The following is a 15828-nucleotide window of genomic DNA, read 5'->3' on the forward strand; positions in this document are numbered from 1 at the left end:
TGTTATCCGTTGATCCTGCATTAACCGATCTTGGTCAAAATCCCTTTCACCATAGCAATGCCGGTAGCATCCACCTGAACAATGCCGCCTTTTAATTGTGCCATGGCGCTGCCTGCTACTTTTACTGTGGTCCCGGTGAGTTCCGCTACGCCGCTGCTCTTTAATGCCAGTTTTCCTGAACCTTCTACTGTGACAGACGGTGCTTTGATGGTAATTCCTGCTGGGGTAATCGATAATTTGCTGGCACCGACTTTCAGCTCAATCCCCTGACTTGCGGTAATCGTGCATTTCTGACCAACATTAATTTTAGCGGTGCCTCTGGATACTTCCAGCGCGTAATTACCTGCGCTAACGGTCGTGGTGAAATTGCCGCGATCCAACGTTTGCTTCTTATCGCCTTTTTTCACTTCGGTTAACGCGTTGCCTTCACTCAGGATTAACGTGTCATTGCCCTTCTTAATTTGGGTATCGCGTTTTTCTTCGATTTTCCATTGTGCGTTGCGATCGATCTGCGCCGAAAAATCATTTTTTACTTTCAGGCGCATATCTTTTTGTGAATGAAGTAAAATAAATTCTTCACCTTTTTTATCTTCGAAACAGAGCTGATGCCCTTGCTCCACCGTACCTTTTGCGCTACTGCGTGTGGCAATGCCGCTTTGCGTTTTCTGCCCTGGCAGCCCAAACGGGGGCATCTTCACACCGTTATAAACTGTTCCGGTTACCAACGGACTATCCGGGTCGCCGTCAACAAAACTTACTAGTACTTCACTACCCACACGTGGTACAAATTGCGCCCCAAATTTTGCGCCATTCCAGAATTGGCTCACTCGCACCCAGCAGGAACTGTCATCATCTTTTTTGTGTTCTTTATCCCAGTGAAACTGGATTTTGATACGCCCTTGAGCATCGGTATGGATCTCTTCTGACGATGGACCGACAACCAGCGCAGACAACACTCCGGAAATATAGGGCCGGATGACAGAAGGACGTGGGCGAAATACTTTATTCGCCGGAAATAAAGCGACTTGCGACGAAAACAGTAATCCGCCTTCTTCCAGGTTACTTTCCGCTTTTAATTGCTGGTGGCCCACCGCATATCGACCATCGGCACTGGCATGTCCTTTCAGCGTAAATTGATGCCCAACCTGTAAACCAGGATAACTGTTAACGGCACGTGCGTAGTGTGACTGTGATTCCCACTGTTCCATGCATAACGCCGCCTGTGCCTCCAGCTGATTACGCTCTTCCTGACGTCGGTCGTCATAGATAGAAAGCTTGGGATTGACGGAATAGCCGTTGTTCGCTTTGGCACTGGCACTGACTGCTGCGGCGTTTTTAACGTTATAACCATTCATTTCCGCTGAACCTGGGATAATCATGCGATGAATATGCCAGGTGCGTAGCCCATATCCTTGCTGATCGCCGATCTTCGATTGATACGGCAATACGGCTAAAGGCGCATGAGTAAATGTCGAAGGGTGATCAGCCAACACCAGTACATGACGCCCCTCTTCATGACGGAAGAAATAGAAAATACCTGCCTGTTCCAGCTGACGCGTCACAAAGTCAAAATCCGACTCCTTGTATTGCATACAATATTCAAGCTTCGGATAACGGCTTTTTAACGCCAGTTCAACGTCGTTAAACCCACGTTTACGGAAAATATCGCATACCATATCCGGCACACTGATGCGCTGATAAACGCGCAGATTGCGGGTTAACGTCAGCATTTTCAGCCACGGTTCAATGCGTGCCTGATAACAAAACTGGCCGTCGGTAAAACCGTGTTGCTGTAATTCAGTCAATATGCCATGCACAATACGGTAATTTGGCGCTTCACCAATACGAAATGCCAGTGATTTACCGATATAAGGCTCCAACTTGTCCCAGTCTGCGCTGGAATAGAGCTGAACAGAAAATGAATAAGGCTGAGACAGGTGTTCTTCACCTTCGATTTTACTCAGCGCCACAATATCCGACAGGCTACCGATAACCTGTAAAAAACGATTTTTTTGCCCTAACAGCATATTTTTACCTGCATTTTTTATTCAAACCGCGTAAGGACTCGCACATTCAGCCAAATAAACACGCTGAATATTGCTATCCCCGGTATCCCCTAAACAACCATCCCACCCCAATCGGCGGCTGCCATTTAACATATTGCCCTGTCCACTATGCTGCACCAGTAATTCCAGTGAAAAGGAGAGCAGCGGCCCGGCAAATTGCCATACCCACTGCGTCAATCTGCGATGTTTTTCATTTCCCGGCATAAAAGCGGCGTGCTGCCAGGCGGAAAATGGCCCCAACTGAATATGAAACCCAGATTGAATATCCCAATAAGCATGACCCAACATCGGGCTATCACCCAACAGACTGCGGCCCAGGCAACAACAATGTGCCGGTTCGGCATATTGCCAGCGCCCTTTAAAGGGATTAATGCTGACCGGCATGTTAAATTCCCGCTGCAACAGATGCTGTAAGTTCACCATTGTGCGAACCGGTGTCGCCAGTAACCCAACACAAGCAGGATGAGTGCGTTGGGTTTTGCTCTCGGTCAATTGTCCGGCTGCCGCTGCAATGACTGCCGGCAGTGCCTGAGCGCCTTGCAGTTCTGCGTTGACGTATAACCGGTATTTCTGCCATGTTTGAAAACGCAAACTCAGCAGCCGATGGGTAAAAATATCAATAAACGCCTGAGCTGATTCATCACCATAGCGATAACGCCTGTCGATCAGCCATTCGGTATAGCGCAACGGTAATGCACCAAAAGTCCCTAACAGGCCAAAGTGATGTACCGCCATGCGATACTGTTCATGCCCCTCTTGAGGAGGCATCAGGGATTCTACTTCCCTTTCCGGTGCCTCCAGTGTTGGTACAGAGCTGAATTGCACCACATCATCAGGGATGATCACTGTTTCTTCATTTTGACGATGACGTTTGAGCAACCGACGTACATTTTGATAAAAACGACCGCCCACCAAACGCACTTTGTTTTCTACCTTATTGCTTACTAAAGCCATGTCAGTTTCCCGCTGCGACGTGGCCAGCGACGCGTACTATTATTAACGGTCTCTAACTGTGTGACGGTTTGCGTGAAGCTGTTAATTGGTGCATACATAGCGATAAAACGTTCCAACAGACTGCAAAACAGATAAAAATCGACAAATTCGCCCGCTTGTGCCTGAAAGGTCAGTGTTACCTCCAGCCCCCTCGCCAGAGAATAAGGGTCTGCGGGGTTTAAGCGTGCACTTACCGGCGCAATAGCAATCTGCTGCAACTGTGCAATCAACCTCGATATGGCCGGATCACTGAGCAGGTTGTAGAGTTCCAGCGTCTCTTTTAAGCACTGAACTCCCTGTGGACCACTCAGTAACATTTGGTTCAAATTAAGTTGCGACACCAGCCGCCAGTTCAACGCACAACTGGGTTGTGGGCGTACCGGCAATCGGGGGCGGATCAATCCCAGAATTTTCACACCTGGCAAGGCACTTTCCGATTCGAAATCACCGTCAGGATGACCGTTGCTCAACTGCTGTGGTACATCGCGGTTGGTACAGGTCAGACTCAGTATCACCACATCGGTTTCTGGTTTCAGATGTTCGCCGCGACTATCAGAAAAACCGATGAACATATTCATCCCTGTGTCGTCATGTCTTAGTGAGGGGCGCGGTGACGCCTGCCAGAACAACGGAATCTGCTCGTCATATTGTGTATGTTCAATGCCAAATAACGACGGTATCGGTCTGGAACTCAATTGCTCCTGCTGACGGCTGATAACCTCAACCTGATTGATGGTATAAACTTCCATGCTTTGTGGACGACGTGCATCCGGCTGAACCAGGTATTCATGCTCGGTCTCCAGCGGAATAATCGGCTCCGCCTGATGAGGAAACAGATTGACGATGGGTACGCAATTCAGCCGGAAGGTTTCATTGCTGACTTTATCACTCATGCGTTCAATACGACGCAACGCGATGCAATCCTTAAGCCGGAAACGATATTGCAATTCGCCTGATGAACTGGTGATCAAACCGGCATCAGGCAGCGGAATATCCAGAAACAAAAATCTTTCCGGAAAACTGAAATAATCGCGGAACAGGTGGTGAGCTGGATTTATCAATAAATCATCGGCACACAAGTTGTCTTGTGGATCAAAACCCACCACTTGAATATCCCGACTATTCATGCCGAATGTGCGCTCACCCAACCGGTATTCCAGTTGCTTAACTTGTGCCAACAGCAATTCATATAAGCTGTGAGTCAGCACTGGTGCGCCATGTAAGTACAAACGGATATGGCGAGCCTGAAAACTGGCACCTGGCCACAACGTAAAATTCAACGTTAAGATAAAATCCCGGTCGTAAGGGTCCGGCGTCAGCTCCGCGTGCGTTAAATCTAACGGCAACATTTCCAGTGGATATACTGTACGGAAACGGCATGCCACATCACCTACCGGCTGAGAAATCAATGACGTATGCCGTGCTACCGACATCATCCCGGTAACGCCGGATGTCTGCGGATCCTGTTGAAATTGCACCAGCGATACCGACGGTACCTGACGTAAAAATTGCGGCGCTAGCACTTCCAACATTGCGTTACTTAGCTCCGGCATATCTTCATCAATACGTTGATGGATTTTTGCCGTTAGAAAAGCAAAAGATTCCACCAGACGTTCGACATGCGGATCTTCCGAAACGCCCTCCGCGAATCCAAGACGTTTGGCTATTTTAGGAAAACGCTGAGAAAACGCAGCGCCATATTGTCTTAAATAATTTAATTCCCGGTTGTAATAAGTCAGTATTTTCTGTGGTAATAGCATCATATTGTTTATTATTTATCCCATGAAATTGAATAGGTATATGCGGTACTGCTCCATGAAATAGAAAACACCACCTGTTCATTGAAAAAATCTCCATTCACCCAGAAAGTAATATTCTCCGGCGTATTTTTCTGTAATGTAATAACGACATTTTTCAAGCGTGGTTCGAACCAGAAAATAGCCTGGTAAATATTATTGCTCAGTGCATCAATACGTTCATCATCAGAAATATCCACATTAATAACATCGGAAACACCATAGTTTAAAACTGATTTCGGCAACTCCCCAAATAATGGTGAATTTGCAGAGATCGGTCTTGATGAAAACAGCATACTCAAATCGAAAATCAGGCTTTGTACGACTTCCTGACGTGACCCGTTCAGCGTTACACCACGTTTTTCATCGTGTGGGTAATCGTCTTTCAGACGATGGAGAAATGAGGGCTGAATCATAATATCTTTCCGGGCAGAAACCGCCGGCCAAAGGCCGGCAGTAAACAGTAAAAATTACTGTTTCTTGTTCTCGATAAGATCCCAACCTTCTGGACCTGCTTTGTTGCCTTTGGTTCCATCTGGGCTGAGTGGGGTGAATGTCCATTTAATTTTGGAATAGGTGATAGAAAACTGCTCTTGTGGAAATTCACCACTGCGTGAACAGGTTTCATGGACGTCGGAGATAATACATTCGTCCATTTCCACTTCTGCGTAAGGATGCATTTCCCCTTTGAAAATCGTACAGATTTCCAGTTTCACTTTCTTAATCGCCGTACCCTGCGCCACTGCGGACAGCAATTTGATAGAACTGATGTCCATCACCTTTACACAGTCAATGGTACGGAAACCCGCTGCACCAACGGTAATTTTACGTTTACCACTGTCTGCAATACGTGCGTGGTTGAACGCACCAAAGTTGACATGCTCCAGTTCAATCCAGTCTTTATGCTTGCTGTCGGTACTCTCACCTTTAATACCGTCGATTTGTAAAAAAATTGAAGAACTCATAATTAACTACTCCAGTTAGTTATAATAAATAAAAACAAATAGGACAAATCTTAATAAATAGAATAATCAAGCCGCCGATGACGGCGGTAAATCAGCAACCAGCCGTAAAGACATACTTAATCCTTCCAATTGGAAATGCGGCCTTAAATAAGCTACCGCTCGATATGTTCCAGGTGCTCCTGGAACTTCAACAACATCAACCCTTGCCTCACGCAATGGATGACTGGCTTTAATTTCTGCGCCGACAGTATCAGAGCCAACAATATATTGGTTGATCCAACTTTGCAGATAAGACTGACATTCTCCGCGGGACATAAAACTACCCACCTTGTCACGCACGATCATTTTCAAATAATGGGCGAAACGAGAAGTCGTCATAATGTATTGCAATTGTGTCGATAATTTTGCGTTAGCATTTGCCAGGTCGGAATTATATTTCCGCGGTTTGTTAGGCGACTGCACCGAGAAAAAGGCGGCATAGTCAGTACCTTTATAATAAACCAGAGGAATGAACCCTAATTCCGCTAACTCTCTTTCACGGCGATCAGAAATGGCCACCTCAGTCGGGCATTGCAGCATCTTTTCACCAGACACAGAGGCGTAATGATGGGTCGGCAATGCTTCTACCAATCCTCCGCCTTCCACACCGCGAATCGCTGCGCACCAGCCATATTGTTCAAATGCAGCCACCATGCGGCCTGCCAATGCATAAGCGGCGTTAATCCACAGATAACTGCTGCTGTCCCCTTCTTTTACCCGCTCTTCGAAACAGAACTGTTCAACCGGGATGGTTTTTGCCCCGTAAGGTAAACGGCCAATCACTCGCGGCAAAGTCAAGCCGACATAGCGGGAATCATCAGATTCCCGGAAACGTTTCCAGCGCAGATAATCGGATGTTTCAAACAGTTTGGACAAATCACGTGGACGTGGCAGTTCACCAAAATCATTCAGCCCCAACATGCCTGCGTTGGCTGAACTGATAAATGGTGCATGGGCTGCTGCGGCCACATGGGAAATCTGCTCCAGTAAGTACAGATCTTCCGGGCTGTTATCAAAGTCAAAATCACCGACAAATGCTGAGTAAGGTTCACCACCAAAGGTGCCGTACTCATACTCGTAAACATTCTTAAACAACATTGACTGATCGAAATCAGACGCCGATTTAAAGTCCTTAATCAAATCGGTTTTTGTCGCGTTCAACATGCGGATCTGAGTATTATCAGTTTCACTCTGGTCGAGTAATCCTTTAAGCCCTACCCAAGACGATTCCAGACGCTGGAATTCCGGGTGATGCAACACCAGGCTCAGTTGAGCGGACATCAGCGCGTCAATCGCGGCAATACGCTCTTCAATACTGTTTACTAAATCACCAGAAACCACCAGCGAACCTGACGTTACTTCGGTCAGAAACTGGTCGAGCTGGCTTTTGACCCGATCACGATCGGCTTCCCGGCGAATAGCTTGGGTGTTATCAATAATCTGATCAAGAAAATCACCACTTGTTTCCGGCGTTTTCAATTCTTGCTGTTCAACAACGCTCTGTTCCATGTTTTCCTCATTGTGCATTGTTATTTTCCGGAGTGACGTCATCCGCCGTATTTTCTGTGACTGGCGTTTCTGTCTCTTCATTATTTACTTGCGGTAATTTGTCCGCATGTTCAGCAAGAATTTCTGCCAGACGGTCACGCAATTTTTCATTGCTCAATGTGCGGCCTTTCAGATCGCTTAACTTGCTGCGAACTTCCAGCAAATTACGCAACGGTTCAATCTGCTTCGCCAAATTCTCAGGGGTAAAATCCGCCATTGATTTAAATTGCAAATCGACATTAATAAATCCACTTTGATCAGGCAGTGCACTTTCAACCTGTAATTCCAATGAAGGTGTCATACCTTCCATTACCGCATTAAAATTATCCTTATCAATATGCATGAAACGGCGTTCACGCATAGGAATTGATTGTTCAGCAAATTGACCAATGACACCAATGACCAAAGGCAATTCTTTTTTCTCGACCGCACCACCTAATTCAACATCATAAGTAATCTGAACTCGGGGCGGTCTCACTTTATCAAGCTTACGTTGAGTATTCATGGCACCTTTATACCTTTATATATGACAGGAAGTGCAAACTTACGTTAAACCGCACCAAACCTGATTGAATAACCGAACAAGATGAGATAGACGAAGAGATCAATTAACGTCTATTTATAGCAATCTAATATGCTGTGACACATTTAATGATATTTAAACTCCACCGTGTGTCGGCTGGTAAATAAGTTCTCATGTATATTGATTTAATGCAATACTTATGGGGTTAAATATAATATCGAAAATCTCTTAAATTAATTCAACTATTTGTATTTAAAGATTAAATTAAAAATCATGCATTGTAATTAAAGTGTATTTTCATACTTGTCCTATTTTTTAATCTGTTATTTATAGCAGTGAAATTCTGATTAGTCAGAAAAAATAGAATATAGATTTAATTAAAGGGTTAATTATGATTTTTATCATAATTAACCTGAAATGGTTATATTGATTATCAATTTGTTAGATTTTAAAGTGTTTAATTAAATGGAAATAACAGAGTGGAAAATAGGGAATGAAAATGATATGAATAAATATTATTTTCAATTCTGAAAAATAATCCATTGTTACCATAAGCGAGTTAGATCGGAGAGCGCCTTGCACTGTGATTGATTACGATTAATATTGAGTCATAGTGATTAACATTAATCCAATCAAGTGAAATGTCAATTTTAGGTACATATGGCAGCTCCTCGCCCTGCCGGACAAGACGAGGGTTTACGGCGATTTTTGCTAATCTAGGGGGCATACCCGAATAATATGACCGTCAGGATCTTCAACGAGGAAAGTACGGCCAAAGACTTCAGTGTAAGGTTCCTGCACGATTTTGATGTCGGGATTTTTCCGCCATTCCTCAAAGAGGCGATCTACATCTTCGTGAGATGGCAACATAATACCGATCTCAGAGAACCGCGGAACCGCGACATCTGGCTTGGTTCCACCAGACCAAATAGCAAACAGTGCTTCACCATCGGCAGCAAATGCCACATAGCGGGGACTAGAAAACACCGGTTTAGCATTGAAAATTGTTTCGTAGAAGGCTGTCGAACGTTCGATATCAGATACGTAGACAAGCTGGAGGTTGGGTTTGGGAGATACTGTCATCATGTCATTCTCATGTAAGCTTGATTCAATATAAGAAAGTAAAAACAAACTGTTATATAACTCAACATGTAACAGTTTGTTACTGTATTGCACTTATCATTTTAAAGTAATGTTGATTACATGTATATATATACATGTAATGACTGTATTTTGTGTAGCAGATACCTTACATTCAATACAAAGGTGAGTAGATACCGTGACTAGTTGTTACTGCCTTACTCAAATGGAAGAGATAGCGACTGAGTAGCCGAGCAGCCACTGTGGCCGCACCATGGGCACCTTGCGAGGCATCACCAATCTCCACAAATTCCATGCCGACGACACGAAACTGACTTAGTAGTCGCTCAAAGCAAGCCAGCAGAGGATAGAAACTCAGGCCACCCAGTACAGGAGTTGCGGTCTGCGGCACTTCAGTGCCAGACAGTACATCTACGTCAAAACTGATAAACCAGGGTAAAGAACGGTCCATGTTCCTTAACAGGCGATTATAGCCTACTGTTTCCGCCTCAAAAGCCGAGAGTACATGGAGATTAAGATCCATTTCTAACCGGAGGTTCTCAGTAGGCTGATGAAAGAAATCACGAATGCCGACCTGCCAAATTGATGCAACATGAGGCATGCGACGAACCCAGTGTATGACATTGGCATGATTGAGTTCCAAATCACAAGGTGCCCCCATAGCATACAAATCAGGATGAGCGTCAAACTGCAATATTCCCAAGCGCGGATAGCGTTCATCTAAAGCGCTTATGCTGTGGAAAGCTTGAGCATGGTCACCACCCAGGATAATTGGACATGCATCCCTTTCCACAATATTACGGCATACATAAGCAAGCCGTTCACCAACATCCGTAGCACTATCCATACCAGGACGGTATACAACATCACCGAGATCGAACAAGCGCAGCTGTTCTAAAGCCAGTTGAGTGCCAAAATCAAGATCCAGTAAGACTCCTTTTCCTGCGGTACCCAAAGGGTGCCTTAGGCACTGTACCAGTTGGGAGCGTACGTGTTGACCACCACCTGCAACCGATATCTCTCCCCCTGTCGTGGTTAGGATAGGAGCATGTAGTAGCACAGCATCATCGGCCTGGAGTTTATCAAAATCAAAGACACTAACTGATTGACCCGCTGGCTCTGGAACAGGTATACAAAGCCCACCCTCCAAGGCGGCACTGGCATTTTCCGGCAGCAGAAAGTGATACTTGACCATAGCTTCAAATACAGAGGAACCCAAACGCTGGACTATATTTTCTCCAGTCAGAACAACCTCTGCCTTTATTTGTTCCAGTAATGATCCTATTTTGCTGGACGCACGCAGTCGCTTAGTTCCAAAGGGAATACTGATCTCTATGCGTCCAGGTTCAACAGGATCGTAGCGTAGCCCAGAATGAACGCGGTACCGAAGGTTTACTTGATCTTTCATGGGATTTTCCTTCCTTCCAGCCAGGGAAGTAACTGATGAAACTCCAGGGCTCGTGCACATTGGGCTACTTGATGAGCAATTTCCGGCGATGCAAAGTTTCTGGTCAAGCTGATAGTTGGTCCTTCGTTCGCAACCTCATGCCACCAAGTGGTAGGAATGAATAACAAATCTCCCTTGTTGATCTCTAGGTAGTACCACGCACCTTTGTCACAACGCTTTTTGAGCACTTGTAAGGCCTGAGCTCTCTGCTGTTCGTATTTATGATCCCAGCAAGTTGGCGGATGTAAGGCTAATCGTTTCTTCCCCTCAATCACGGCCAGCCAGGCATGTGTTTCCAACGCATCGTAATGGAGAGCAGTGCCAGAACAATCAGCGCCTATGAATATCCATAGAAGAGGCTTGAACAACTTTTCCGGAATGCTTTGCAACAGGTCATCAACAACCGGTACAGGTTCACTAAAGTCCTTCAGCATATCTGGATTTTGCTCAAAAAACCTCCACCCGGAAGCATACAGGCCAGCCAATTTTCCTTCGCCGCTTTTCAAGGCTTGAATATATTCACACACCGGAACTTCAACTTCAAACTCCCCACTTGCATTACTCAGCGCCAACTTCTGTTCCTGCATCCCTGAAAAGAATTTCCAGGTCCAGCGCCAGTGAGCAGCCCAGTCTAAAGTGACTCCCCTCAGCAAAATAGGTGATGTCAGCATCATTTCACTCATCCTTTGGATTCGTTTCTCGCCAGTTCCGACACTAATTGGTCTTGGTCACGATATAGTAAACGCTGAAAAAGGTTATTGCGTGTCTCCAACTCACCGGGAGTCCCCATATCGATAATCTGCCCCTGCTCCATGACCACAATCAGATCAAAGCGACTCAATGTCGCAACACGGTGGGTTACAACAATCACTGTGCGTTCTGGTATTTCGTCAAGCAAATAATTGAGGATACGGGCTTCAGAAATAGTATCTACTGAGGACGTTGATTCATCAAAAATAAGCAATGGAGATTTCTTGAGTAACGCGCGGGCGACACTCAAACGCTGCCGCTCGCCGGTGGAGATCGACGCTCCACGTTCTCCGACCAGAGTATCCAAACCCTGGGGCAATCCTTCCACCAATGTCATGGCTTGCGCCATTGTCAGAGCACGCGAGACTTCTTCACTTGTGCAGACAGAAGAACCATAGGTCACATTTTCTTGCACAGACCGGTTGAACATTAAGGCAGATTGCAGAGCTTCGCTCGACGCACCATGCAAACTGTTTACTGAAAGCTTGTCCAGGGGTAATCCATGCAATTCCACTACACCAGAGTCCGGCACCACATCACCACGCAGCACTGCCAGCAGAGTAGATTTTCCGGACCCAGACGGCCCCACAATGCCAACTTTGGTGCCTGGTTCAATTCGCAGGTTAATATCACGAAGTACAGATGTTGCATCATAGCTGCTGTACACCTTAGATAATACAATTTGTCCGGGAACCGGCAATATCGATGAAGATTCCTCTTCTGGTTCAATGTCCACCGGAATTGAGGATAGTTCTCGCAAGCTGGACCGCAGTATTCCCAAAGAGTCAAATATATCGACGAAATGGAATGCAACAGACTCGAAGTGCCAGGATAAGGCAATGATGAGGGAGCAGGTCGTGATTAACTGGGGAAGTGTCAGTTGACCTTGTTCATATTGCAGACCAATATAGACTAAGGTGGCGATGCCAAATAACCATTTATAGGTGCTTTCAATCAACAAAACAAATACCCAGTAGCTGCGAACCTGTCGACAAGCATAAAGATCTTGTCGCAATGCATGACTAAAGTTATGTCGCTCTGAGCGATAAGCAACAAAGCTCCTGATCAAAGGTACATTGGCCACAATTTCAGCCAGATCTGCTATCACCTTAGCATGGGCGTCGCTAGCATCCTCAACAATATTCATGCCGGTATAGGCCAAATAACTGGAAAGTAGTAAGGCCGTTAGCATCCATATCCCAGCAGCTATTGCCATAGGTGTAGATACACTGACTAGCACCAACGTTGTGAGAATTGCCACAGAGAGCAACTTGACCACTGTCTCCGCCACCAAACCTACAACGCTTTCCAGGCTGTTGGAAGCCAGCTCAACACGCTCGATAAGATTGCCAACGGAGTTCTCTGCCAGACTCATCGGCTTAGCGTGCATCAGTCGGGTAGTGAGATGATCTGTTACACCAATACGCAGGTTTTGACTAGAGTACAACAAGGCCAGGCTGTGAAGAGCTTGCAGCAGTGGTGCAGCCACCCAAAGTGAGATAATAATGGCTAGCATTATCACCACTTGCTCCTGCTGACCTTGCAAGGCGAGCTCGGTCAACCAGCCCAGAACATAGGATTGACCAACATTACATACAGTGCTCAGCACGGTAGCCACAATCATGACGATGGTGCTCATTGGGGCACAAGCCAGGATCGCTGCACAAATGTACTTATATGTCTGGTTACCTGATTGTTCAAGTGGAATCGCCTGTGGCTTGGCAAAATCCAAAGAGGCCAGGCGGGCAATGCTATGCCGCCAGGCAGATTGAAAAATGGATTGCATTAGGATCCTCACAGGGGCTCAATTATCAGGCCACCCAAGCGAACTATCGTCCTGACGAGTTCAGCAACAGCAGCGGGATTGACTTTTCCAGCAACACTGCGCTCCAGTGTCTCATAGGGTACTTGCTCGCCAGAATTCAACAGTTCGCACAAAGTTGCAAAGAGCTCATTGGGACGTCCCCAGATCACTCTACGCCTGACAAGCAGCGCTTCCCGGTTTCCGAGTCTCATATGCAACAAGGGCCAGCATGTGGGGACATACAAAGTGCTGCGACGCAACTTTGCTTCATCAGCCGGAGCCGCCGCCACTGTACTCAATTCCGGTGGCGTTATGATGAAGCCGTTGCTGCGCACTGCTAAACGCCTAAGCTGGACCAATTCCTGTAGAGAAATAGGCTGCGTAGCCAATGCCGCAAACGATTTGTCATCTGGCGCAAACAGGCGCAGACCTTCCGAACTCTCAAGCTGCACATTGTCCGGAAACAACGTAAGCCCTAATGTTGCCGAGAATTGTTGCGTCTCAAGAATGTGGAAGTCCCCCATGGGAATGAACAAGAGATCGCCAGGTTGTAGTTCGTACCGTAATGCATGTGGCAGAAGCGACTCGTAGTTCGTTGTAGACAGCGTTCCCCCACTTAGTTCAACGTACTTCTCCCGAGGCCACACGAAGGCAATCTTGCTGGCCGGCCCCAGGTGCCAGAGCAAGGATTGATCTATATCATCATGGACACCAAATGGTGTGTAGCCGTAGTTACCGAAGAATGCATAGAAATCAACACCGCAGTCGGGCGCAGATCCGAGGGCCTCGAACAGGGGCTCCAGCATGTTTCTTTGCATTTGCTCAGTAAATAAGGGGTTCCAGGCACTCAGACCATTGAACGTGACACAGAACTCGGCACTTTCATTGGCCATAGCCAAACGCTGATTCAGTGTCAGATCAGCCCTTGATGCCAAGGAGATCAGAGCATCTGTGATGGTGTAACGCTGCCCTCCCCCAACCCAAGAGCGTACACGAGGTTGTTCAGACGGAGAGAAATGTGTGAACATCTGGCACACCACCTCCAGAACCTGCGCATAACCAGGCATTATTGCCTTGAGATGCATGGGTGACTTCAGGCCTTCCGAGGCTTCTAAGAGTCGGAGTGCCCAGTTTCGATCAATATCCATAAGACTTCATCTCATTCATTGCACAGAATGTGGATAGTGAAGGCGAACCTATCAACGCCTTCATCCCAGTCCTGCGTCCATAGCTGCAGCAAACTGCAATCCTCCCAGCCTGCACAACTGCCCCACGATGGCAAGCAGTGCATCCAGGGACACAAGCCCTCCCAGCTCCATATACAGATCACGCACACTGAATGGTGTATCAGGAATTACCTTCAGCAATCTGACACTGACTTCATTTCGAGCGAGGCGAATGCGGTTCCCACGGACAAAGACCAGCAAATCCTCGTCCACCTCAATAGTGGTTAGCGGAAAATCAGGGTCGCGGATCCAGTATGTATCTGGCGTAATCATGTCATCCTGGAAACGAACGAAAGAATAACGCAGATGCCGGCGGCTTGAAGCTCTTGCCATATTCTCAGCGTATATTCGTCTCAACCATCCCGCCTGAGAATACGCGCCCTTTTCAGCCCGTTCTACGATCTCATCAATAGAACCTCGCAAGTGTTCCTCGGTAATGGCATGTTGAAGGGTATTCGCAGTCACCTTAGCAGCTGAATACTTTGATATTGCAAATGCAACACCAATTGAGAAACCATCCGTATTGCCAATATGGTACCAATGTGGTGGAAGCAAAAAGACATCACCCGCTTCGATGACAAAAGTCTTACCATGTGGCACTAAGCGCTCTGGCTGGAAACAGTTCTTCCGTTCGCCATTTAATCGATGAAACTCTTCTTGACTGAAGAGAGTCATCTCTTTGGACGTGGGACCAGTATGAAAATGGACGACCGAGGAATAAGGATCATCAATATGAATACCAAAGGGGGTGTAGCCATAATTGCCGATGAACAGTGTCACTTCAACTGTACTCCGCCAAGCACCTTGGGCTTCGACGACCGGTGCAAAAATGCGAGCTCCCATCCGAGCCAGTGGATCAGACCATTGTTCAGCGCCATTTACAATAATGCCAAACTTGTGCCCACCGGTGACTCTGGATACATAGTCCTTGAACGTTTCTCCCACATTGGGCTGATTAAACAAAACCTCATTCTCGTACTGAGGGCTTAACATGCCGTTGATATATACCCGGAACAAGCCACCGATAGCTCGTTCAGCCTCCGCAGACATGCTGGCAAACAAATCAAAAAATAGAGCATCATCGAAAATTACCGGTTCGAAAACCCTCTTCAATAGAAGAAGAGCCATTTTGTACGGCACCTAGACTGGATTATATTCATATGCAGCGCTGGAGGATTCATGAGCACAGATGTGCTGATAAAGCGACTCCAACCGTTGCATAGATGATGCTGAAATCAAGGGATTATATTGAAGCACGTCAGTCATCAGATTAGCCTAATTAAGCATTACAAATTTGACGAACAGGACGAGCCACTGAAATATGGGGGATGTCTTCTACGACTTCTAAGCCGAGATCTTCGACGTTAGCCCCTACCTGATCACCCTTGCTTTCCATTACCGCATTTCTATCTTCGCGCATGATAACCTCCACCGAACAAATTCACCCTTACCAATTAGCTTTTTGGCAACAATAAAATAACAAATTATATTTAATATTACAATTAAATTAATTTTTTTATTGATATTTCGATGGAAATCATATAAAGAAAATTTGGCTCATTGATGATTA

Annotated in this window: 14 protein-coding genes; all 14 read right to left on the reverse strand. The window is 46.3% G+C overall.

What is annotated here, in order from left to right; genetic code table 11:
• Window positions 1-20: 20 nt before the first annotated feature.
• Window positions 21-2027 carry a type VI secretion system Vgr family protein gene (locus C5471_RS02330; RefSeq protein ID WP_133813030.1) on the reverse strand — a complete coding sequence of 669 codons (2007 nt, stop codon included), beginning with the start codon at window positions 2025-2027 and terminating at the stop codon, window positions 21-23.
• 21 nt (window positions 2028-2048) lie between these two features.
• On the reverse strand, window positions 2049-3020 hold the full coding sequence (tssG, locus tag C5471_RS02335) for a type VI secretion system baseplate subunit TssG (RefSeq protein WP_133813029.1): 972 nt from the start codon (window positions 3018-3020) through the stop codon (window positions 2049-2051).
• Complete coding sequence (tssF, locus tag C5471_RS02340) at window positions 3011-4822, reverse strand: type VI secretion system baseplate subunit TssF (protein ID WP_133813028.1); 1812 nt, start codon at window positions 4820-4822, stop codon at window positions 3011-3013. The genes tssG and tssF overlap by 10 nt, the downstream gene beginning before the upstream one ends.
• Before the next feature lie 8 nt (window positions 4823-4830).
• Complete coding sequence (tssE, locus tag C5471_RS02345; RefSeq protein ID WP_133813027.1) at window positions 4831-5271, reverse strand: type VI secretion system baseplate subunit TssE; 441 nt, start codon at window positions 5269-5271, stop codon at window positions 4831-4833.
• Between the two features lie 54 nt (window positions 5272-5325).
• Window positions 5326-5820: an Hcp family type VI secretion system effector gene (locus tag C5471_RS02350; RefSeq protein ID WP_133813026.1), complete on the reverse strand. Its 495-nt coding sequence runs from the start codon at window positions 5818-5820 to the stop codon at window positions 5326-5328.
• A gap of 66 nt (window positions 5821-5886) precedes the next feature.
• Window positions 5887-7368, reverse strand: a complete 1482-nt coding sequence (gene tssC, locus C5471_RS02355; protein WP_133813025.1) for a type VI secretion system contractile sheath large subunit — start codon at window positions 7366-7368, stop codon at window positions 5887-5889.
• A gap of 7 nt (window positions 7369-7375) precedes the next feature.
• Window positions 7376-7912 carry a type VI secretion system contractile sheath small subunit gene (tssB, locus tag C5471_RS02360; protein ID WP_133813024.1) on the reverse strand — a complete coding sequence of 179 codons (537 nt, stop codon included), beginning with the start codon at window positions 7910-7912 and terminating at the stop codon, window positions 7376-7378.
• A gap of 729 nt (window positions 7913-8641) precedes the next feature.
• A complete protein-coding gene (locus C5471_RS02365; RefSeq protein ID WP_133813023.1) occupies window positions 8642-9016 on the reverse strand; it encodes a VOC family protein in 375 nt (124 codons plus the stop codon).
• Between the two features lie 169 nt (window positions 9017-9185).
• Entirely contained in the window at window positions 9186-10439 is a 1254-nt protein-coding gene (locus C5471_RS02370; protein WP_133813022.1) for an arginase family protein, read from the reverse strand.
• On the reverse strand, window positions 10436-11152 hold the full coding sequence (locus C5471_RS02375) for a cupin-like domain-containing protein (protein ID WP_166295590.1): 717 nt from the start codon (window positions 11150-11152) through the stop codon (window positions 10436-10438). Before C5471_RS02375 ends, C5471_RS02370 begins: the two co-directional genes overlap by 4 nt.
• A 5-nt stretch (window positions 11153-11157) precedes the next feature.
• Complete coding sequence (locus C5471_RS02380; protein ID WP_133813020.1) at window positions 11158-13014, reverse strand: ABC transporter ATP-binding protein; 1857 nt, start codon at window positions 13012-13014, stop codon at window positions 11158-11160.
• An 8-nt stretch (window positions 13015-13022) separates the two neighbouring features.
• Window positions 13023-14180, reverse strand: coding sequence for a cupin domain-containing protein (locus C5471_RS02385; protein WP_133813019.1), 1158 nt, complete (start codon window positions 14178-14180; stop codon window positions 13023-13025).
• Between the two features lie 60 nt (window positions 14181-14240).
• Entirely contained in the window at window positions 14241-15371 is a 1131-nt protein-coding gene (locus C5471_RS02390) for a cupin domain-containing protein (RefSeq protein WP_166295593.1), read from the reverse strand.
• A gap of 166 nt (window positions 15372-15537) precedes the next feature.
• Entirely contained in the window at window positions 15538-15678 is a 141-nt protein-coding gene (locus tag C5471_RS02395) for a hypothetical protein (RefSeq protein ID WP_166295596.1), read from the reverse strand.
• Window positions 15679-15828 lie beyond the last annotated feature (150 nt).

Source organism: Photorhabdus tasmaniensis (genome assembly GCF_011189505.1).
Taxonomy (GTDB): Bacteria; Pseudomonadota; Gammaproteobacteria; order Enterobacterales; family Enterobacteriaceae; genus Photorhabdus; species Photorhabdus tasmaniensis.

Bases quoted from the DNA above. Each gene is read 5' to 3' on its own strand.
- C5471_RS02330 (WP_133813030.1), bottom strand. From the start codon at position 2,027: ATGCTGTTAGGGCAAAAAAATCGTTTTTTACAGGTTATCGGTAGCCTG.
- tssG (WP_133813029.1), bottom strand. From the start codon at position 3,020: ATGGCTTTAGTAAGCAATAAGGTAGAAAACAAAGTGCGTTTGGTGGGC.
- tssF (WP_133813028.1), bottom strand. From the start codon at position 4,822: ATGATGCTATTACCACAGAAAATACTGACTTATTACAACCGGGAATTA.
- tssE (WP_133813027.1), bottom strand. From the start codon at position 5,271: ATGATTCAGCCCTCATTTCTCCATCGTCTGAAAGACGATTACCCACAC.
- C5471_RS02350 (WP_133813026.1), bottom strand. From the start codon at position 5,820: ATGAGTTCTTCAATTTTTTTACAAATCGACGGTATTAAAGGTGAGAGT.
- tssC (WP_133813025.1), bottom strand. From the start codon at position 7,368: ATGGAACAGAGCGTTGTTGAACAGCAAGAATTGAAAACGCCGGAAACA.
- tssB (WP_133813024.1), bottom strand. From the start codon at position 7,912: ATGAATACTCAACGTAAGCTTGATAAAGTGAGACCGCCCCGAGTTCAG.
- C5471_RS02365 (WP_133813023.1), bottom strand. From the start codon at position 9,016: ATGATGACAGTATCTCCCAAACCCAACCTCCAGCTTGTCTACGTATCT.
- C5471_RS02370 (WP_133813022.1), bottom strand. From the start codon at position 10,439: ATGAAAGATCAAGTAAACCTTCGGTACCGCGTTCATTCTGGGCTACGC.
- C5471_RS02375 (WP_166295590.1), bottom strand. From the start codon at position 11,152: ATGATGCTGACATCACCTATTTTGCTGAGGGGAGTCACTTTAGACTGG.
- C5471_RS02380 (WP_133813020.1), bottom strand. From the start codon at position 13,014: ATGCAATCCATTTTTCAATCTGCCTGGCGGCATAGCATTGCCCGCCTG.
- C5471_RS02385 (WP_133813019.1), bottom strand. From the start codon at position 14,180: ATGGATATTGATCGAAACTGGGCACTCCGACTCTTAGAAGCCTCGGAA.
- C5471_RS02395 (WP_166295596.1), bottom strand. From the start codon at position 15,678: ATGCGCGAAGATAGAAATGCGGTAATGGAAAGCAAGGGTGATCAGGTA.